The sequence below is a fragment of the Sulfuriferula plumbiphila genome (assembly GCF_009938015.1).
GTDB classification, from domain to species: domain Bacteria; phylum Pseudomonadota; class Gammaproteobacteria; order Burkholderiales; family Sulfuriferulaceae; genus Sulfuriferula; species Sulfuriferula plumbiphila.
Genome location: NZ_AP021884.1, coordinates 2,745,503 through 2,766,310 on the forward strand (window position 1 = coordinate 2,745,503; position 20,808 = coordinate 2,766,310).

Below are 20,808 nucleotides of genomic sequence, written 5' to 3' on the forward strand. Positions count from 1 at the left end.
TTTTCCGTTTCGTGCGCTGACCCCTATAAAAAACCTTAGCGGATTTTGGGTTATTACCACGTCATACACAATCACATCGCGCTGAAGTGAAACTCGCTTGACTCTGTATCTTGGTACGGTAGTTAGGATAGCACTACCCATAACCCAGGAGAAAGCAAAATGAGCATGCATAATTTACGTGTCACCGGCATGACCTGCGACCACTGCGCCAGATCCATCGAAAAGGCCTTGTCGGCCGTGGCTGGCGTAAGCCGGGCCGAGGTGTCCTACGCGGCGGGCAGCGCGCAGGTTGAAACCGCCGCCGATCTGACCGTCTCGACCCTTGTCAGCGCGATCAAGGCCGCAGGCTACGGTGCCGAAGCGCTGGGTGATGCTGCGGCAGCGGGGGAGACGACCGGCCTCAAAGTCGCGATCATCGGCACCGGCTCGGGAGCGTTCGCGGCCGCCATCCGCGCTGTCGAAGGCGGTGCGGTTGTGACGGTCATCGAGGCGGGGCAAATCGGCGGCACCTGCGTCAACGTCGGCTGCGTGCCGTCCAAAATCATGATTCGCGCCGCGCACATCGCCCACCTGCAAAGCGACAACCCGTTCGACGGGCTGAAAAAACAGCCGGCCGTGGTTGACCGCGCAGCCCTGGTGGCGCAGCAGCAAGCGCGGGTGGATGAATTGCGTCACGCCAAGTATGAAAGCATCCTGGAATCCAACCCCGGCATCACGCTGGAAAAAGGCTTTGCGCGTTTCAAGGACGCCCATACCCTGGTGGTGAAACAGGCCGACGGCAGCGAGAAGGAAATCGCCGCCGACCGCATCCTGATCGCCACCGGCCGCGCGCCTGCGATCCCCGACACGCCGGGCCTGAAGGGCACGCCTTACTGGACCTCCACCGATGCGCTGGTGGCGGAAGAACTGCCGCAACATCTCATCGTCCATGGCGGCTCGGTGGTGGCGCTGGAACTGGCGCAAGCGTTTCTGCGTTTGGGCGCGCGGGTGACGCTGGTGGCGCGCTCCGCGCTGCTCTCCAGGGAAGATCCCGCCATCGGCGATACACTGAAGGCCGTGCTGGAAGGTGAAGGCATGCGCATTCTGACCGATACCGGCGTGAACAATGTGCGTTTCGACGGCAAGCTGTTCCAGGTGGATATCGGGACCGAGACGCTCAGCGGCGACCGCTTGCTGGTCGCCACCGGGCGCAAGCCCAACACCGCCGGCATGAATCTGGATAGCGCCGGGGTGAACACCGACGCCGGCGGTGCGGTCATCATCGACGACCACATGCGCACCTCGGTGCCGCATATCTATGCCGTGGGCGACTGCACCAACCAGCCGCAGTTCGTGTATGTGGCGGCGGCCGCCGGCACCCGCGCCGCGATCAACATGACCGGCGGCGATGCCGCGCTGGATTTGTCCGCCATGCCTGCCGTGGTGTTCACCGACCCGCAGGTGGCGACGGTGGGCTTGAGCGAAGCGCAGGCGGCCAGGCTTGGCCTCGAAACCGACAGCCGCACCCTGAGCCTGGACAACGTGCCGCGGGCGCTGGCCAATTTCGACACGCGCGGCTTCATCAAGCTGGTGGCGGAAAAAGCGTCCGGCCGTCTGCTGGGCGCGCAGGTGCTGGCGGCGGAAGGCGGGGAAATCATCCAGACGGCGGTGCTCGCCATCCGCAATCGCATGACGGTCGAGGAGCTGGCCGGACTGCTGTTCCCTTATCTCACCATGGTCGAAGGCTTGAAGCTCTGCGCACAGACTTTTTTCAAGGACGTGAAGCAGTTGTCTTGCTGCGCGGGTTGAACCGCGCCGCTTGGACCATGAGGCAATTTTTGAAGGAGATGTCGCAATGAAAGATCTCATCAAACAATTCTCCGGTCTGATTGGCGCCGGCGTGGCCACCGCCTGTTGCCTGGGTATTCCGGTGATTCTCACGGCGATAGGTGCGGCGGGACTGGGATTTCTGGTCCACGATGCCTATCTGTTCCCGTTGTTCGTGGCCTTCACCGGGTATAGCCTGTGGACCCTGTTCCGTTCAGCACGCCGCCACGGCGACGTCGCCCCATTCTGGCTCGGCCTGGCCGGCGGATTGGCGGGTGCCGCCGGGCTATGGCTGCTGGTGACCGGGTTCTATCCGAAGTCATGGCCCATTTATGTGGGGCTCACAGTCCTTGTCGCAGGGAGTGTGTGGGATGCCGTGAATGGTCGCCGGGCCGCGGCGTGTGCAACTGCCTGCGAGGCGCCGGCGGCCAAGGCGACCACCAACGATGCAAGGCGTCTCGCCACCCAAGCCGTAATGGGCCTGCTGGCGGCGGGCGGGTTGTACGGTATGTACAAGTCCGTGGAAGTATTCTCACCGGGCGCGCAGACGAGCGCAGATGGTCCCACTGAAAAGTGTTTCGGTATAGCGAAGGCCGGCCAGAACGACTGCTCTACCGCGTTGCATGGCTGCAACGGCCAGGCGACCGTTGATAATGCACCGGACGATTTCAAGTATGTCCCAAAAGGCACGTGTGAGAAGATCGGTGGCAAGCTAGCCAGTAGTGGCAAATGAAGCGGAATGGACACAGCGGATAGCACAAGGGTGGTAGATCATGCACACGGCTTCCCCTGTGCCCGTACTACTGCTGCTGGTACGTCATCGCCGGCAGCGATGAGTTGGGGCAGCCTCGATAATCGAGTTGATTGCCCTGGTATAACCTCCTTGTATTTCACGCTGCACCAAAGCCGTTCGACAACACCTTGTCTCGCCACCGCTCTTTGCCGTCCATGCTGACCTGGATGCCGTGACTGCTCAGTTTGCCAGTGAAGGTGTCCGACGTAAATTGAGCGCCTTGGTCGGTGTTGAAGATTTCCGTGAGGCCGATCGCTTCCGTGTCAACAACGTCTGCCCCGGCACCATTCGCACGCTCATCAACCGCCCGGCATGGGGACACACGAAACTTGCGACAAACTCATATAACTGATTCCTTGCAAGCATATCGGCGAGCCGGAGGATCGTGCAGGTCGTGGTGTGGCTCGCGTCTGACAATGTGGATTACTTCAACGGCATCAGCTTATTCATCGACGGCGGGTACTGCGCTCTATCCCGGCTTCGCCATTGGGGATTGAGCATGAGACTTCTCCAGCCACCTTTTCCTACGTGGTTGCTGCCGAAATCGACAGTGAAGACCGTCCTGTCGCCGGCCACCGCCATGGCAGCGTGATTCAACTGGTATTGGCCGCTTCCCTTCGTGTCGAAGAGGGTCAAGAACGTGCCATCGGCGGCGAATTTCTGAATCCGATAGCCTTACTTTGCGGGCGAGATCGCGGATCTCGCGCTGGTATATTTTTTTGATGTGCAGCAATTTTTCCCTTGACCTTGGTCTTAACTCCAAGGTCTAGAATGTAAAAACGATGAAGGAGAGAACCCGTGCTTACGATAGGAAAGCTTGCGCTCCGCGTTGACGTGACGACCGATACCGTCCGCTACTACGAGAAGGAAGGATTGCTTGCGCCGGCCAGGAAAACCGACGCCGGATACCGCTTGTACGATGACGTCGCCATTCGGCGCCTGCGTTTCATCAAACAGGCGCAGCATTGTGGTTTCAGCTTGGCGGAAATCGGCGAGCTGTTGGCTTTGAAGAGCAGCGATGCCGCCTGCTGCAAGGACGTGAAGAGCGTCGCCATCGAGAAAAAACTGCATCTGGAGCACAAGATCAAAGCGCTACGGGTCATGTCGCAGGCGCTCAGCGAGCTCATCACGGTTTGCGATGACGAAACCCGGCCGCTGCAGGAATGCCCGATTCTCGCGGCGCTGGAGAGCAGCATGGAGAAACAATTGAAAGGAGATCGAAATGGTTAAAGTGGAAGTGTTTTCGTCACCCGGCTGCGGCAAGTGCGCCCAGGCCAAAAATATGCTTAAAACCATTGTGGAAGAAATGGGACAGGGCAGGATCACCTGGCGCGACGTGAACATTCTGGAGGAAATGGATTATGCCGTGGAACTGGGCGTGATGTCGTCGCCCGCGATCGCGATTGACGGCAAGCTGGCATTTTCGTCGCTGCCCAGCCCGGATAAATTGCGGACGGAACTCGGCAAGCGGCTGGTATGAACAATCTTGCTACATCGGGTAGCGCTTGACAGCCGAACGAATGACAGGAGGGTGTGATGAATACGATATTGTTAATGACCGCCGCGGTGCTGGGATTTTTGTCTTTTTTCGAGCCTTGCACGATTGCCACGCACACCCTGTTTGCGGTACGCGCCAGTCATGCTTCGGTAAAGCAGCGCTGGCTGGCGCTGGTTCAGCTTACGCTGTCCCGGGTACTGTTGCTGGTGGCGGTATTCAGCGCCGCTGCCGCGATCGGATTGGCGGAGCTTTCCGCAAATACGGCGATGCTGATGCTCGGCGGGATTGGCCTGGTCTATCTGATCACCCGCAAGATTTATCTGCCGGTCCCGCATCTCGAGGTTTACCGCCTGCTTCCCCGGCATGACGGCCTGTCGCAGGGGCTCAGGCTTGGCCTGACGTTACCGGCCTGCACGCTGCCGCTGGTGCTCATCGTCGGCATCCTGTCCGCGCTAACGCAACGGCCCGGTGTCGCAGTGCTGGCGGGACTGGTGTTCGCAGTCATGTTCACGCTGCCCACGCTCTGGGATAGCACCCACGAACTCGATGCGGCACATCGGGCCTTTCTCAGCAAAGCCGCCAGCCTGAGCCCCTACCTCACCACCTTGTTGTTATGGGGCGGCGCCTTGTTGATTTGGCAAGCGGGAGTTTGAGATGGATATGGAAACATTGCGCAGCACGCTGGAACAGGCCAGCCTGGCTTCGCTCGGCGTGGGATTCGCGGCGGGGTTCATTTTCAGCTTCAATCCGGTCGCGCTGGCGGCGATCCCGGTATCGCTCGCCTATGTCACCAAGGCGCACGAGACAAAAAAAGCCGTGCTGTTCGGCGGCATGTTCATTCTCGGCCTGATCGTGACGCACGTGCTGATGGGATTCATCGCCGGCCTGGGCGGGCTGTGGGTGCAAAAGCTCATGGGGCGCGAGTGGGGCCTGGTGCTGGGCCCTTTGCTGATCCTGTTGGGGCTGATGTGGCCAGGCTGGATCAAGCTCCCCCTTCCCGCCATCACCTTCCGCGCCAAACGCGCCACCAGCGGCTGGGGAGCGTTCGCGCTGGGGATTCCGTTTTCGGTGGCGATCTGTCCGTTTTGCACGCCCGCGCTCGTCATCCTGCTGGGCGTGGCGACCGGCATCGGTTCCCCGCTGTTTGGCGCCACCTTGCTGCTGGCTTTTGCGCTGGGGCGCGCCGTGCCCATCATCCTCGGCGCCTGGGCGATCGGCTGGCTGGAAAGCCTGAAATCCCTCAGGCATTCACAACGGATATTTGAAATCATCGGGGCGCTGCTGCTTATTTTGTCGGGCCTGTACATGCTCAATGCCTATTTTTATGTCATTCCGGCGCTGGCGGCATAGCGCACGGCCGCGGACGCATGAGGATTCCTGATGGGTAGTAAGCCGGGCTGGCTTTGTTGCGTTTCTGGCCGGGCATTGTTGCAAATTCAGCCGGAAAGTGGCGGCGATTTGATGTCGCAGGAATCTGGGCCGGGTGCACGCTGCGCTGACGATATTATTGAGGAGATTGTCCATGCGATTCAATGCAAAACAGATGACCACAGGCCTGTTGATGCTCGGCCTGTGGTGCGGCCTCACCGGCGGCGCAGCGGCTTTGGCTGCCAGCGACAAGCAGACATCCCGCATCGAAACCGCACTCGCCGCAGCGCCGAAGGCGACCTGGATCGCGCAGGGCCAGGGGCGCCGCGTGCTGTATGTGGTCTTCGATCCCAACTGTGCGTACTGCCCGCTGCTGTATAAGAACTTGCAGCCATTGATTGCGCCCTACGATCTGCAACTGCGGTGGATTCCCGTAGCCATCCTGGATGCCACGAGTCCCGGCAAGGCGGCGGCGATCATGCAAGCACAGGACCCCAGGGCTGCGCTCGATTACAACGAAGCGCATTACAACACGGAGGCGTACACCGGCAGCATTTCCGAACAGATTCCGTCCGCCGCCACCCTGGCGCGTCTGCGCGCGAACGAAGCGCTCCTGAATCAGCTTGGTATCCCGGTTGTGCCCACCATGCTGTTTCGGTCGAAATCCGGTGAAGCCATGGTAATGCAGGGCGTGCTGTCGCCGATCGCGCTGCGCAAGGTGCTGGATCGTGTCCGATAGAACCGCGGCCAGCGAGGCGGTCCAGCTCGACAGGCTGGCGGATATCCAATCCATCCTGGGCCATGGCGTGATGTCCACTGCCGACGTGGTAATCGGGGTGCGCGCCGGCGGCCTAAAGATGGCATGAAAGGTGGCCTGGTGTGCAGATTTTCTCACCTGGCTGCGGCGCTGGCGGCAGGGTTGCTGGGTTGGGGTCTCGCCGGCGCGGCTGGCGCGAGCGAGCTGACCGATCTTCTGCGGCACACCCTCGATAACCCGGCCATTGCGGCGCGTACCGGTCAGGCCGAGGCGGCGCGTCGTGATCTGGGCGCTGCCGATTTGCGCTACTTCGGTTCCGGGAGCGCGTTTGCAGGCAGAACGCATTTCGAAGGCCCGCGCGTGGTCGGCATTTTCACTCCGATTTTGCCACTGTCGCCCATTCCGCTAGCGCAGGACATCAGCCAGTATGGGATTGCCTATACCTTGCCGGTTGACGTGTTCGGCGTGATTGCCGCCGAACGTGCCCAGGCCCGTGCAGGCCAGCAATCCGCTGAACTGCTGGCGCGGCAGGAAACCCTGCTGCGTCTGCACCAGACCCTGAGCGCCTATGTGCGGCTACAGGCGCTGGCACAGCAGGCGGCGGCACTGAGCACACAGCAAGAAGAACTGGCCGCCTACGCCAGGCGCGTTCGCGCAGAGGTCAAACTCGGCAGCGCGGCTGGCCTCGATGTGAGTCTGGTGCAAAGCGATCTGGCGCGGCTGAATGCGCGGCAAACCGTGCTCGAGGGCAATCGCGGAGCGGCGCTGGCTGCGTTGCAAGCCGCTTCGGGCGCCACTACAGCCGCATTGTCGGGGGCGATTTCCATTCCTCGTCTGGCGCCGGCCGATACGCGGGCGAGCCTGCCGGTGGCGCTCGCTCGCGCCCAATTGCACGCAGCCGACGCAGCAGCCTCGAAAGCTAGACGCAGCCTGCTGCCCGCCTTTAGCGGCAATGCACAGTATGCGCAATACAGCGGCGCTGATGTGCATCGTGATGCCTGGTCCATAGGGGTCAATATGGTCATCCCGCTTGATGCGGCGGCCTACCGCAGCGCATCGGCGGCGGCCGTGCGTGCCCGGGCCGCGGCCGATCAGGTGCGCGCGGCGCAAAGCGATACGGTCTCGCAAATCGCCGCGCTTAATGCAAGTTATCAGGCCGCGCTGGCAAACGCCCAGGCGCTCCAAACCGAAGTCGAACATCGCACTCGGGTGGTTGCGGTCGAGCGCGAGAAATGGCGGCTGGGAGCCAGCACGATGGAAAACCTGCTGCGCCAGGAACGCGACCGCCTGGATGCGCAATTTCAACTGGCCGATGCCGAGGCGCAGGCGGCGCTGGCCTGGTCGTCAATCCAGGTCCTGCAGGGGGCCGCCCCCGCGACGTATATCCAGACATGGGATTTGAAGCGATGAATAAGAAGAAGGTTTTGATCGCCGGGGCTGTGGTGACAGTGCTCCTGTTGGGCGCCGTGGCGTTGGTGCGGCACCAGCACAAGGTGCTCGCCAGCGCGCCGCGCCCGCAAAACTGGGCGACGGTGATCAATGCGCGCACGCTGGACATCAGCGATGTGCGGCTGACCCGTCCCGCGGTGGCGGATGTGCAGGCCTTGCAACAGGCCGTGTTCGCCAGTCGCCTCTCCGGCTACGTCAAGCGTATGCCGCTGTTTGAGGCAGGCGCCTTCAAGCGTGGCGAGGTGTTGGTCGAGATCGACCGGGCGGACGCGCAGGCCGGTCTGCTGCGCAGCCAGTCGGATCTGGCGCGTATCGAGCTGGACTCCGGTACGCTGCACAGCGCGCTCGCCGCTGCCCAGGCCGACACCAGCGCCGCGCGGCAGCGCTTGGAGCGTGCGCAGGCACTCTACAAAATCCAGGGAATTTCGCTGCAATCCTTGCAGGCCGAACAGGCGGCCACAGCGGCGGCCGAGGCTCGGCTACGCGGCGCCCGGGCCGCGCTGGATGGCTATCACAAGGTACGAATAGCGGCCAAGTCCGCAGCGGCTTCAGCGCAAGCCAATCTGGCCTATGCCGTGATGCGTGCGCCATTCGACGGTGTGGTCGCCGCGCGTCTGGTGCAGCCGGGCGATCTCGCCACCCCCGGCCGGCCATTGCTGCGCATCGTGGCGCTCGGCCAGCAGCGTGTTCTTGTGGACACGGCGGATAACGTCCCGCTAGTCGCGCTGCGCCTGGGCGGTCGCGACTATCCTGTGCGCCCCTGGCCCGAGGCCACCGCGCAGGGCCAGCGCCGTTGGGAGGCGCGCGTGGATGGGCTGATGCCCGGTGCCAAGGTCGCGGTCGATCTGGTCACCTTTTCTGGCAGCGGTGTGTTCCTGCCGGGTCAGTGCATGCTCAACAATGACGGACGCCGCGCCGCGGTGATCCGGCTGCCGGCCGATGGCCGCGGCCCGGCGCAGGCGCAGAGCGTAAATCTGCTGGCCAGCGGTGTCGAGGGCGCGGCGGCACGGCCAACAGGACTGGTCGGCGCGCACATCGCCTGCGCCAGTCAAGACGTGCTCAATCGGCTGGCGGGTGGCACGCCCTACCGCATCGCCGGGAAGAATTGAGCCATGTTCGATTTCTTCTATAAGCGCCCGCTGTTGCTGGGCGTCATCCTGGTGATTGGCTCGCTGCTCGGGGTGATCGGCTATCTGAACATGCCGCGCAACCTGTACCCGGACCTGGACCCGCCGTCGGTTACGGTGATCACCCAGCTGCCGGGCGCCTCGGCGCTGACCGTGGCGCAGCGCGTCTCGCGCCCGATCGAGCAGCAGCTCTACACCCTGTCGGGTGTGCGTGATGTACAGAGCATCAACAAGAACGAGGTGTCGATCGTCACCGCAGATTTCGAGTACACCAAAGGTCTGGATCGCGCGCTGCTGGATGTGAGCAATGCGCTGACCCAGGCACGCGCAGCGATGCCGCCCGAGGCGAGCCCGTCGAGCGAATACGCCGTGGGGGTATTCATCAATCCGGTGCTGACGCTCGCGCTGACGCCCAGGCCGGGTAGCGGGCTGACCCCGGAGCAGGTGCGGATGCTGGCCGGAAACGACATCCGTACCGCCTTTCTCACCCAGCCCAATATTGCCAACGTGGAGATCTTCGGCGGCCATCAGCCTGCCGTGCGGGTGGATCTCGATCCACTGAAGCTGGCCCGTTACCACATCGATCCGGCGACGCTGCAGGGACTGATTGCCCGCATTGACCGCGATTACCCGGTGGGCGTCGAGCAGGGCGACGGCGCCTTTCGCACGCTCACGGTGTATGGCGAACGGGTGAGCGTGGACGCGCTGCGCACGCTGCCGCTGACCGGCGGACTGATCCTGGGCGACGTTGCCACCGTCAGTATGAGCTCGGCCGAGCGCTTTTCCGCTTTCCACAGCAAGGCGGGCACGGCGATCGCGATAGCCATCCAGCGCGCGCCCGGTGGCAGCGTGCAGTCCACCATCGATGCCGCCCAGCGCATTCTGCCGTCTCTCGAAGCGCGCTTTCCCAATATCCAGTTCAGCGTCGCCGATACCCAGGGGCCGCTGATCCAGACCTCCAACAGCAACATGCTCGATACCCTGCGCGACGCGGTGGTGTTCGTCGCGCTGGTGATGCTGCTGTTCCTGGCCAGCTGGCGCGCGGTGGCCACCGCGCTGATCAGCATACCGCTGGTTTTTCTGCTCACTCTGGCCGTGCTCTGGCTTACCGGCAAGGAACTCAACGTGCTGGCGATGACCGGCATCATCCTGGCGCTGGGCATGCTGGTGGATGACGCCGTGGTGGTGCTGGAGAACATTGAACGCCACTTGGACGAACTGCACGAGGATGTAAAGACGGCTGTCCGCGCCGGCACGCAGGAAGTGCTGTTTCCGGTGTTCATCGGCACCCTTGCCACAGCGGTGGTGATCGCGCCGCTGATGTTCGTCGGCGGCTTTCCGCAGCAGGTGTTCAGCCATCTGGTGTATCCGGTGCTGATCGCGGTGTTCGTGTCTTACTTCCTGGCGGTCACGCTGATCCCGCGCATTTCGCTGTTCTGGTATCGCCAGGGTTTGCCGCCCAAGGCGCGCTGGGAACAGGCCATCGAGCGCGGCTATCAGCGTTTTATCGGACCGGGAGCAGGGCTGTATCTCGGGCTGCTGCGCTTTGCCTTCGACGGGCGTAGCGCGCGGCGCGTGCTCTTCCTGCTGCTGGCGCTCGCCTTGCTGGTGTTCAGCGCGCGCGCCGTATTGCCGCTGATCGGCCGCGAGGCGCTGCCGCCGATGGATACCGGCATCGTGCGGGTACATGTCAAGTTCGGCGGCAATGTCACCGTGCACGAGGCCGAGGCGCGCCTGGCGGCATTTGAGCATGGGCTTGATCAAGACCCGCAACTGATCCGCTGGGACGCGGCGTACGGCTCGGAGCCGGGCGTGCTCTCGCTCGGCTCGGGTCAGTTGCCGGGCGAGGCGAGCTACACCCTGACCTACGTCGACCGCCTGTACCGCAAAACGACCAGCTGGCAGATCGAGGCCGGCCTGCGCAAACGGATTGCGACCATTCCCGGCGTGGTGACCAACGATGCCTACGACTTTGGCGCCACGGCACTGTCCAGCATCAAGGCGCCTGTGGACATTCGTTTGATGGCAGATGACTGGCGCCTGCTGCCTGCGGCGGCGGACAAGGCACGGGCGGCGATGCTTGGCGTTCCCGGGCTGACCTCCGTGTCTGCCACCTGGGACCGCGACAGCGAGGAAGCGGTGCTCGCGCTCGACGACGCCAGGCTGCGCACGCTCGGCCTGACACCCGATCAGGTCACCGCGCAGCTGCCGCTGAAAGGCTTGCCGGTCGCCGCATTCAGCCGATTGCCCAGCATGGGCAGCATCCCGGTGCGGCTATATTTCGACATGCCCTATCGCAGCAATCCGCAGGCGCTGATGAATCTGCCGCTGCGCCTGCCCGATGGGCGCGACACGACGCTCGCCGAGGTGGCGCATCTGGTGTTCCAGCCGAGCACAGCCGTGCTGACCACCGGTGGCATCCGCTACAGCCTGGATCTCTATGGATTCCGTGACACGGTCCCGGTCAGCTTCCTGAGCACCGGTGCGATGGCGGCGGTGGAAAAGGTGCTGCCGCCCGGTGTGAGTGCCGAGGATCACGGCGACTTCGCCAGCGCACAGGAGTCGAGCAAACTGATGGTGTTGGGTCTGGGGCTGGGCATGATGGTGCTGTTCGGCGTGCTGGTGCCGGCCTATCGCAGCGTCGGGCTGGCCGTGCTGTCGATCCTGATCCTGCCGCTGTCGGCGATCGGTGCGATCTGGGGGCTGCTCGCCTTTGGCAAGGCCATGGCGCTGCCCGCCATTCTCGGTATCGTGTTGCTGTTCTCGATCATTATCAAGAACTCGATCCTGATGGTGGACTTCATTCAGGAGCGCACGCGCGAAGGACAGGATGCCTATAGCGCCGCCGCGGGTTCGATCCGCCTGCGCTACCGTCCGATCCTGATGACCGCAATGGCCACCATTGCCGGCATGGTGCCGATCGCCATGCAGCGCGCGGTCGGCCTCGAGCGCCTGTCGCCGCTGGCCGACGCCGCCATCGGTGGCCTGTTGATCGGCACCTTCCTCAGCCTGTTCTATCTGCCGATGTTCTACGTCTGGGTGAGCGGCAGGAAGAAAGCGGCCGGGGCGGCTGCAAACGTCACCGATTCCAAACCGCTGGGAAGCACCAAATGAACGCCCGCGGCACGCCGCCCGCCGATAAGTCCCGGCCGCCCTGACCCTGGGCGTTGGCGCATGGATAAAAACAGGACGGCATGATGGCTGTGGCTGTGATCTGGGTGTTATGAAAATTTTTGCGTACTGCGGACGGATTTCTGGCGTCCGGCTTCCAGCATGCGGTTGAGACTGCGACACCGATGGCGGCTTCACAGTTTGTATCCATAAAGGGCACGCGGTGCGTTGGCCATTCAGGCAGCGCGCCCATAGACGGGAACCGACGGCGGAACTGTATTCGCTGTGGATTTCGCCAACAACCGCGTAGAAAAATGGCGGTAGCGGAAGTGCGGCATTAATCCTATTTCCGGCAGTTGACCTGTTTCAACGAGATCAGGGGACTCACCAAATGGGTGAAGCGAAGAGGCGGCAATTTCCTGCTCAATCACAGGCGCAGGAAGTGATGACAGTAGATACGCCTGGCGGGCGAATTCAAATGCGCTGGGATCAGTCCGCCAAGCGCGCCCCGCAACGCCCAACCGGGCTTCTTTGCCGAGTTCTTGCAGATCACCGGGGTTTACGATTCCCGGCTTGGCACCTGAGGATGAACAGCTCAGTTCAACGCCCAAGCCCGCGCCGCGGGGACGAGCAGGTCGCCAGCCACTGCCCGAGCACCTGCCGCGCATTGAACACCGGCATGAACCGGCACCCTGCACCTGCGGCCAGTGTGGCCAGGATCTGGTCAAGATTGGCGCAGACATCAGCGAACAACTGGATGTCGAGCCCGCCCGCTTCTTCGTGCATCGCCACATTCGCCCGCAGTATGCCTGCAGGTCTTGCGAGACCATCACTGCCGCACCAATTCCCGCCGCCGTGATCGACGGCGGCATGGCGGCACCCGGATTGCTCACCTGGGTGATGGTCAGCAAGTTCATGGATCACTTGCCGCTCTACCGGTGGGGGCAGATTGCCGCCCGTAGCCAAGTGCCGCTGGCGCGCTCCACGCTGGCCGAATGGGTGGGGCGCGTCGGGGTGGCGTTGCAACCGCTGGCGGACCGATTGGCTGAATTGCTGCGGGAGCGCAGTGTGCTGCATGCGGATGAAACCCCGGTTCCACAGCTTGACCCGGGCACGGAAAAAACCAGGAAGGCGTACCTTTGGGCGTACCGCAGTCATGACCTGAAGTCGGGGCCACCCAGCCCAGCGCCGCGCTGCCGCCCATAGCGCCCGCGAGCATACGGGTACCCATCCGATCAAACTGGCGCGGAATAGCCGGTCACTGACGGCTGCCATGCGCATGGTGATCGTCTGCCCGCCTGGCACGTTCCAGGCGACACCAGGCATCCAGCACACAGGCCACCGACCAGGCCTGGGCGGGTGCGCCGCGTGGCGTGTGTGGTGAGGCGCTGTCGAAAATCTCGCTGACGCTGCCCAGGCCCGCGTCGCGTAAATGATCTGCAATCGGGGTCAGGCGGGACTGAGCCAGTGTCGCGTCGCCGGTGACACGATGCTCGGCCAAGGCATAGTGACCCAGCAGCCAGGCCCAGACCGTACCCTGGTGGTAGGCGCTGTCGCGGCTGACCACGTCGCCCAGGTAGTGCGCCCGGTGGCGCGGGTCGTCCGGCGCCAGCGTGCGCAGGCCATATGAGGTGAGCAGGTGCCGGCCACATACGGCCACCACGCGGCGCCGGCTATCTGCATCAAGCGCAGAATGGTGCAGGCTCACGGCGAGAATTTGATTGGGACGCAGGCTGGCGTCGTTGCCTTCGGGAGCGTCGATCACATCGAACAACCCCTCCCCGTCCGCCCGCACAAAGCGCGCGAATGAGGCAGTCACCCGATCTGCCGGGTCGGCGTAGGTTTGCGGGATCTTAAGCTGGTCGCTGAAGTCCGCCATGCTGCGCAAGGCGTTGTACCAGAGGGCGTTAATCTCCACCGGCTTGCCGATGCGCGGGGTGAAGGCCTGGCCATCAAACCGGGCGTCCATCCAGGTAAGCGCCAGACCCGGCGCGCCGGCACGGAGCAGCCCATCTGCCGGATCTTCGCCAATGCCGTGGCGGGTACCGACCCGATGGGCGGCGATGATGGCGGCCAGGACGGGCATGGCACGAGCCAGGGCTTGCAGGTCACCGGTGGCCTCGATGTAAGCGCGCCAGGCCTCGATGAACCACAGGCTGGCGTCGGCGGTATTGTATTGCGGCGTCTGCCCGGGGCCGGGGAACCAATTGGGCAGCATGCCCTGATCCACATGGTGAGTGAAGGTTTCAAGCACATGCTTGGCAGTATCGTAGCGGCCCGTGGCGAGAGTGAGCCCAGGCAGGGCGATCATGGTGTCACGCCCCCACTCGCCGAACCAGGGATAACCCGCGATCACCGATTCTGCTTCAGGCAAGTCGGGTAGCGGTCGCGCGATGAGAAAGCTGTCGGCGGCCAGCACCAGCTGGTCGATCCAGGCCGGGGGGCCGGTCAGCGCCGGCGACGTGACGCAGGCATGAGTGAGCAGGGACGCATCACGGTTTTGATGGCAGCGCAGGGATTCTCCCAGATAGGGTAGCCCGCCATTGGACAGGGAGCCCACCACGCCGCACCAGCCACCGGACAGCAAATCGAGGTGTGCGATGCCTACACGCAAGTGGTTGTCGCTATCCTCCAGGCCGCGTTCGCGTTCGACAGGCAGATCAAAACGCTCGATCCAGGTGGCGTCCTGTTCGATACGTCCGCCACGCACGCCCAAACCCAAGCGGAAACGACCGGGCTGTTCCACATGCAGCACGTCAGCGTCTAGCGTCACCGCCGGCGCGAATCCACCGGGCGCTGAAATGGCATGAAAATCCCGGGCACTGACCAGCAAGGCCACACGCAGGCTGAGTGGCCGGTCGCATCCGCCCGCCAGCCGCCGCCAGGCGATGCAGGTCGTATCCTTGCCATGTTCCATCCAGATGCGCTGCTCGATCACCACGTCTCCGATGGAAAAGCGCCAGACCGGCATGCGGCCTTCCAGATGGAAGGATTCGATATGCAGATAACCGGCGGGATCAACTACCCCACCGCCCCAGCGATTACTATGCAACGGCCAGGAATTTTCACCATCGAGCAGGGTGGCGTCGGCCTTGGCGAACAACAGGCTGCGCCCCAGCGGCGGGTCGATGGGCGCGATCAGCAGGCCGTGATAGCGCCGTGTCAGCGTCCCGGCGATGGTGCCGGCGGCATACGCACCGCGGCCGTTGGTGAGCCACCATTCGCGGCGTTCGGCTTGCGCCGGATCACCGCACACTTCGCGTCCAAAGCGTATCCATTCGGGCAAGCGGCTGGCACAACTCATGGCATCTCTCCATTGCGCCCGGCGGCGCGGATGAGGTTGGCCACCAGGCCGCTCCAGCCGGTCTGGTGCGATGCGCCCAGGCCGTGCCCGTCATCGCCATGGAAGTATTCGTGGAACAGCAGATGGTCGCGAAAGTGGGGGTCGTTCTGGCACTTTTCGTTGGCGCCCAGTGCCGGCCGGATACCCTCGGTGTTGCGCAGAAACAGGCCTGTCAGCCGCCGCGAGAGGTCGTCGGCGATTTCCTTGAGCGAACATTGCCGCCCCGAGCCGGTGGGATACTCGACGCGGAAGTCGTCACCGTAATAGCTGTGGAAGCGGTTCAGCGCGTCGATCAGCAGATAGTTGATGGGCATCCACACCGGGCCACGCCAGTTGGAATTGCCGCCGAACACGCCCGTTTCCGATTCGCCCGGCTGGTACTTCACGCTCATGGGGATATCTTCACAGCAAAAAACATAGGGCTCATCAAGATGCGCGCGTGACAGGGCACGCACGCCATGCGCGGAGAGGAATTCCGCCCCGTCCAGCATGCGCCTGAGCAGATGCTTCATGCGGTAGCCGCGCAGCAATGACAACAGACGCCGCTCGCCCCGGCCGGGCTCCTCCCAGCGCGACACCAGGGCGGCGATGTCCGGGTTGTACTTGAGAAACCAGGACAGCCGCAGCTTGAACCCCGGCAGGCGGTCGAGCAGTTCCGGTTCCAGCACCTCGACCGCACACAGGGGAATGAGGCCGACGATGGAGCGCACCTTGAGCGGCATCATCTCGCCGCTGGGCGATCGCAGTACGTCATAGAAGAACTTGTCGTCTTCGTCCCACAGACCGATGCCCTGGTCGCCGATATTGTTCATGGCGGCGGCGATGTAGAGAAAGTGCTCGAAATACTTGGTGGCGATATCCTCGTACACCGGATTGTGCTGCGCCAGCTCCAGGGCAATGCGCATCAGGTTGAGGGCGTACATGGCCATCCAGCTGGTGCCGTCGGCCTGGTCGATGTGGCCGCCGGTGGGCAGCGGGGCGCTGCGGTCGAATACGCCGATGTTGTCCAGCCCGAGAAATCCGCCCTGGAAAACGTTGCGGCCTTCCGCGTCCTTGCGGTTGACCCACCAGGTGAAATTAAGCATCAACTTGTGGAATACCCGTTCCAGGAAAGCGAGATCGCCCTTGCCGCCGTTCTGTTCGCGATCCATGCGGTAGACCTCCCAGGTCGCCCAGGCATGCACCGGCGGGTTGACGTCGCCGAAGGCCCATTCGTAGGCCGGGAGCTGGCCGTTGGGGTGCATGTACCACTCGCGGGTGAGCAGCACCAGTTGCTGCTTGGCGAACACCGGGTCCACCAGCGCCAGGGGCAGGCACTGGAAAGCCAGGTCCCAGGCCGCGTACCAGGGATACTCCCACTTGTCGGGCATGGAGATGATGTCGGCGTTGTTGAGATGCTGCCACTCGTGGTTGCGGCCGTGGCGCCGTTGCTTCGGCGGCGCGGGCATGGCCGGGTCACCCTTGATCCATTGCGGGATGTCGAAATGGTAGTACTGCTTGCTCCAGATCATGCCGGCCAGCGCCTGGCGCTGGACCAGGCGCGCGTCCGCATCGCTTATGCCTTCCTGGATCGCATCAAAGTACTGGTCTGCCTCCTTGCTGCGCCTGGTAAAAATCTTGTCGAAATCGGCAAAGGGCGCGGGCAGGATTTCTCTGCTCAGCCGCACCCGCAGCACCCGGCTTTCTCCGGCGGGTATGTCGAGCGTATAATGCGCTGCCGCCTTGCTCCCCCGCCCCAGCGGGGAGACCGCATCCTGCCGGCCATTGATCACGAACTCGTGAAAGGCATCCTTGAAGTGCCCGGCGGCCTCTGCACCATAAAGCCGCCGCGTATTGGTGTCGTTTTCAGTAAACAGCAGGGTCGGTGCACCCTCGGCGTACCAGTGGTAGCCGCCCAGTTGCCGGTGGCGTGCTAGCGCCTTCCCCTCGCCGGCTGACTCGATGTAAGGACGTTCCGTGTTGCCGGTCCAGCTCCAGGTGTTGCGAAACCAGAGCTGCGGCAATACATGCAGCGAGGCCGCTTCAGGGCCGCGGTTATGCAGCGTGATGCGCATCAGCAGATCGCGCGGGTCGGCTTTGGCGTATTCGACCAGGACATCGAAATAGCGGTCGTTGTCGAACACGCCGCTGTCCAGCAGTTCGAACTCCGGCTGCCCCGCGCCGCGCTGGCGGTTTTGTTCCAGCAGGCGGGTGTAGGGGTATGCGGCCTGGGGATACTTGTAGAGAAATTTCAGGTAACTGTGGGTAGGCGTGGCGTCGAGGTAGTAATACAACTCCTTCACGTCTTCGCCGTGGTTGCCCTCGCCGTTGGTCAGACCGAACAGCCGTTCCTTGAGGATGGGATCCTTGCCGTTCCACAGCGCCAGCGACAGGCACAGCCGCTGCTGGTGATCGCTGATCCCCGCCAGGCCGTCCTCGCCCCAGCGATAGGCGCGGCTGCGGGCGTGGTCGTGGGGAAAATAGTCCCAGGCGGCGCCGTCGGCGCTGTAGTCTTCGCGCACCGTGCCCCACTGGCGTTCACTCAGGTAGGGCCCCCACAGTTGCCAGGGGGTGAGACCCGACTGCAGTTCCCGGTAGCGTCGATGTTCAGCGGTGCTGGTTTTCATCTGTCTTACCCTCGTTATTATTTGTTGTGGTTTGAAGTTCGTCGAGCTGATGAACATTTCCTGACAGGTATTTGTGGGGGGCGGTACGCGCTATTTCATGCCGTGCCCACCGAAACCATGCCGCATCGCGGTGAGCAGGCGGCTGGCGTAGTCGTCTTCATTGCGCGAATTGAAGCGCGCAAACAGCGCTGCCGACAGCACCGGAATCGGGGTGCCGGATTCCACTGCCGCGAGCGCCGTCCAGCGGCCTTCACCGGAATCGGCGACACGCGTGCTGTAATCAGCCAGGTCGGCATGGCCGTGCAGTGCCTGCGCGGAGAGATCCAGCAGCCACGAGCCCACCACGCTGCCGCGCCGCCATAGCTCGGCCATGGCGGCGAGGTCGATGTCATACTGGAAGGCCTCGGGATTGGTCAGAGGCGCGGTCTCCGCGTCCACCGTCCGTCCCATGCGGCCCACGCCGCCGGTCGCCATGAGTTTCAAGGCGAGGTTGCCGGCTTCGGCACCGTACAGACGAACCAGCAAGGCCGCCTGGGCAATGGCCGCAGCCGGATCGCCCGTGCGCATTTCATCGTCCAGCCACGGCGGTGTGGCAGTGCGCCGATGAACGAGCAGGAACGCATGAAGATTGACCAGGCCGGGGCCGGACAGCACCCGCTCCCAGCTTACGTGGCCGAAACGCGCGCTCAGGTGGGTAAGCAGCGCGGCTTCCAGCGCGTTAACCGGGCTGAAACTGGCATGACCGCCTTCGCTGGCGAAGGGGTGATGCCGATGACCATCCCAAAACAGCCCGGCTTCGCCCAGGCCGGTGCCGGCGGCGATAACCGCAGCTTGAGACGCACCGCGGTGCAGGCTGCAAAAGTCCGCGTCGTTCAGTGCCGCGATACCCCAGGCATTGGCTTCCAGGTCGTTGAGCAGCGTGGCTGTCTGCAGCTTGAAAGTGTCCGCCAGCGCGCGCGCATCCACGCGCCAGGGCAGGTTGGTGATCTCGGCAACATTGTTCACGACTGGGCCGGCTATGCCGAAGCAGGCATGATCGACATGCAGGGCATGGGTGCAGGCGAAGGCGGCGACGATTTCATCCAGTCCGGCGTAGTCCTGGCTGGGATAGGTTTCCTGCGCCAGTATCTCGACCTTCCGCCCTGCTACGGCGGCGCGGGCGAGCCGCGTATGGGTGCCGCCGATATCGCCCGCCAGCACGCTGACCGGTACATCCTGGGTAGGCATCTCAGACACCTCCCAACGGTTGCCAGGCGTGGCCGTCGCGGGCGATGAGGGTATCCGCCGCCACCGGGCCCCGGCTGCCCGCCGGATAGGCGTAGGGTTCCGCGCCGGGATGGTCGGCATAGGCCTCCAGGATGGGGGTAATGAAACGCCAGCTCATTTCGACCCCGTCGGCGCGGGCGAACAGCAGCTGCTCGCCGTGCAGGGCATCCAGCAGCAGGCGCTGGTAGGCGGGCGGCGCGTCAGGATGGCGACCATGGAAGCCGAAGTGCATGCGCGCCGTTTCCACTGCCATGCCGGGCCCGGGCACCTTGGCGGCGAATTCCAGACGCACCGATTCGTCGGGCTGGATGCACAGCACCAGCCGGTTTGGGGCAATACGGGTGCAGGCCTGTTCCTCGCCGAACGCGCAGAAGGGAATAGTGCGGAACTGCACCACCACCTCGGCGCAGCCCTGCGCCAGGCGCTTGCCGGTGCGCAGGTAGAAGGGCACGCCCTGCCAGCGCCAATTGTCCACCTGTACCTTGAGGGCTGCGTAGGACGGCGTGATGGAATCGGACGCGACCCCTGCTTCCTGGTGATAGCCCGGCATTGCGCCGTCGGCGGAGGCGGCATACTGGCCCAGCACCACGTCACGATAGGCATCCTCGCCAATCAGGGGACGCAGGGCGCGGAACACGTCCACCTTGCGGTCGCGCACACGGTCGGCGGCGAAGCTCAGGGGAGCTTCCATGGCGACCAGCGCCAGCAGTTGCAGCAGATGGTTCTGCACCATGTCGCGCAGTACGCCGGATTCTTCGTAATAGCCACCACGACTGCCCACGCCGATGTGCTCGGTGGCACTGATCTGCACATGGTCGATATGCTGGCGGTTCCATAGCGGCTCGAACAGGGCGTTGGCGAAGCGCAGCACGAGGATGTTCTGCACTGTTTCCTTGGCCAGATAGTGGTCGATGCGAAAGATCTGCTCCTCGCGGAACACATCGTGCAAGGCACGGTTCAGGGCCTGGGCGCTGGCGAGGTCATGGCCGAAGGGCTTCTCGATCAGCACCCGGCTAAAAGGCCCGTCTGGGTCGCTGTGCACCAGGCCCGCCGCGCCCAGTTGTGCGGCAATACCGGCGTAGAGACTGGGCAGGGTGGCGAGGAAGAACATCCGGTTGCCGTCAGTGGCATGGCGCGCGTCCAGTCCGGAGATGCGCGCCGCCAGGGACTGGTAGGCGCTGACATCGTTGAAGTTACCAGTCTGGTAATGCAGCCGCGCGGCAAATGACGTCCACTCTGTGTCGGTCACCGCCTCGCCGAAGGTGTCGCAGGCCGCGCGCATGGCCGCGCGAAACGCCGCGTCGTCCATCTCCGCCCGGGCCGTGCCCAGGATGGCGAAGGATGCGGGCAGATGACCCGCCCGATGCATGGCATAGAGCGCCGGCATCAGCTTGCGCCGGGTGAGATCCCCCGCCGCGCCCAGGATGACCAGCAGGCAGGGAGGGGCGATGTTCGCTTTATCCATGGAATGAACCTCAGAAGGGAATGAGAGTGTGTGGGTGCAATGTTATTTCCGTAGTCAAGTACGGAATCAAGCGGTATGAACAACAAGCCGGGAAATTTAACCAGGGTTCCGGTACCGCTATAGTGACTTCTTCCTGGGTCAGGTTTTTCCTCTCGATCGATCCGGTCATGCTGCATGGGCCGGAACAAACCGGGCTGGCTTCTCTAGCTTTGGTCTGGG

16 protein-coding genes and 2 pseudogenes are annotated in these 20,808 nt (G+C 63.5%); 12 read left to right on the top strand and 6 right to left on the bottom strand.

Annotated elements, in window-relative coordinates; all coding sequences use genetic code 11:
- The first annotated feature begins 159 nt into the window (after positions 1-159).
- Positions 160-1,788, top strand: coding sequence for a mercury(II) reductase (gene merA, locus GZH91_RS14195; RefSeq protein WP_161984285.1), 1,629 nt, complete (start codon positions 160-162; stop codon positions 1,786-1,788).
- A gap of 46 nt (positions 1,789-1,834) precedes the next feature.
- A complete protein-coding gene (gene bufA1, locus GZH91_RS17855) occupies positions 1,835-2,539 on the top strand; it encodes a BufA1 family periplasmic bufferin-type metallophore (RefSeq protein ID WP_198415320.1) in 705 nt (234 codons plus the stop codon).
- Between the two features lie 143 nt (positions 2,540-2,682).
- On the opposite strand, the pseudogene GZH91_RS14210 reads toward bufA1, so the two are convergent.
- Both GZH91_RS14210 and GZH91_RS14215 read right to left on the bottom strand, forming a co-directional pair.
- Positions 2,683-2,849 (bottom strand): annotated as a pseudogene (locus GZH91_RS14210) (IS3 family transposase); the annotation flags it as partial.
- Positions 2,850-3,022: 173 nt separating this feature from the next.
- A complete protein-coding gene (locus tag GZH91_RS14215; RefSeq protein ID WP_147074938.1) occupies positions 3,023-3,235 on the bottom strand; it encodes a hypothetical protein in 213 nt (70 codons plus the stop codon).
- A 162-nt stretch (positions 3,236-3,397) separates the two neighbouring features.
- On the opposite strand from GZH91_RS14215, the gene GZH91_RS14220 reads away from it, so the two are divergent.
- The 10 genes and pseudogenes from GZH91_RS14220 to tnpC form a co-directional block, all read left to right on the top strand.
- Complete coding sequence (locus GZH91_RS14220) at positions 3,398-3,829, top strand: heavy metal-responsive transcriptional regulator (RefSeq protein WP_147074937.1); 432 nt, start codon at positions 3,398-3,400, stop codon at positions 3,827-3,829.
- Complete coding sequence (locus GZH91_RS14225) at positions 3,822-4,079, top strand: glutaredoxin family protein (RefSeq protein WP_147074936.1); 258 nt, start codon at positions 3,822-3,824, stop codon at positions 4,077-4,079. Before GZH91_RS14220 ends, GZH91_RS14225 begins: the two co-directional genes overlap by 8 nt.
- Positions 4,080-4,135: 56 nt before the next feature.
- Complete coding sequence (locus GZH91_RS14230; RefSeq protein ID WP_147074935.1) at positions 4,136-4,750, top strand: hypothetical protein; 615 nt, start codon at positions 4,136-4,138, stop codon at positions 4,748-4,750.
- 1 nt (position 4,751) lies between these two features.
- A complete protein-coding gene (locus tag GZH91_RS14235; protein ID WP_147074934.1) occupies positions 4,752-5,447 on the top strand; it encodes a cytochrome c biogenesis CcdA family protein in 696 nt (231 codons plus the stop codon).
- A gap of 172 nt (positions 5,448-5,619) precedes the next feature.
- Entirely contained in the window at positions 5,620-6,204 is a 585-nt protein-coding gene (locus GZH91_RS14240) for a thioredoxin fold domain-containing protein (RefSeq protein ID WP_147074933.1), read from the top strand.
- Entirely contained in the window at positions 6,194-6,331 is a 138-nt protein-coding gene (locus tag GZH91_RS14245) for a hypothetical protein (RefSeq protein WP_161984286.1), read from the top strand. Before GZH91_RS14240 ends, GZH91_RS14245 begins: the two co-directional genes overlap by 11 nt.
- Positions 6,328-7,632, top strand: coding sequence for a TolC family protein (locus GZH91_RS14250; protein ID WP_147074932.1), 1,305 nt, complete (start codon positions 6,328-6,330; stop codon positions 7,630-7,632). The genes GZH91_RS14245 and GZH91_RS14250 overlap by 4 nt, the downstream gene beginning before the upstream one ends.
- On the top strand, positions 7,629-8,780 hold the full coding sequence (locus GZH91_RS14255) for an efflux RND transporter periplasmic adaptor subunit (protein WP_147074931.1): 1,152 nt from the start codon (positions 7,629-7,631) through the stop codon (positions 8,778-8,780). The genes GZH91_RS14250 and GZH91_RS14255 overlap by 4 nt, the downstream gene beginning before the upstream one ends.
- Positions 8,781-8,783: 3 nt before the next feature.
- A complete protein-coding gene (locus tag GZH91_RS14260; RefSeq protein ID WP_147074930.1) occupies positions 8,784-11,912 on the top strand; it encodes an efflux RND transporter permease subunit in 3,129 nt (1,042 codons plus the stop codon).
- Positions 11,913-12,527: 615 nt separating this feature from the next.
- A pseudogene (gene tnpC, locus GZH91_RS14265) lies at positions 12,528-13,088 on the top strand (IS66 family transposase); the annotation flags it as partial.
- 79 nt (positions 13,089-13,167) lie between these two features.
- On the opposite strand, the gene GZH91_RS14270 reads toward tnpC, so the two are convergent.
- The 4 genes from GZH91_RS14270 to zwf form a co-directional block, all read right to left on the bottom strand.
- Positions 13,168-15,213 (bottom strand): amylo-alpha-1,6-glucosidase, encoded by a 2,046-nt coding sequence (locus GZH91_RS14270; protein ID WP_147074929.1) that lies wholly within the window; start codon positions 15,211-15,213, stop codon positions 13,168-13,170.
- A complete protein-coding gene (locus tag GZH91_RS14275; protein WP_147074928.1) occupies positions 15,210-17,858 on the bottom strand; it encodes an MGH1-like glycoside hydrolase domain-containing protein in 2,649 nt (882 codons plus the stop codon). Before GZH91_RS14275 ends, GZH91_RS14270 begins: the two co-directional genes overlap by 4 nt.
- 90 nt (positions 17,859-17,948) lie before the next feature.
- Positions 17,949-19,085 (bottom strand): glucokinase, encoded by a 1,137-nt coding sequence (locus tag GZH91_RS18150; RefSeq protein ID WP_161984287.1) that lies wholly within the window; start codon positions 19,083-19,085, stop codon positions 17,949-17,951.
- A 1-nt stretch (position 19,086) separates the two neighbouring features.
- The gene (gene zwf / locus GZH91_RS14285; RefSeq protein WP_147074927.1) at positions 19,087-20,589 is read right to left on the bottom strand and encodes a glucose-6-phosphate dehydrogenase; all 1,503 of its coding nucleotides are present in this window, start codon (positions 20,587-20,589) and stop codon (positions 19,087-19,089) included.
- Positions 20,590-20,808: the final 219 nt, after the last annotated feature.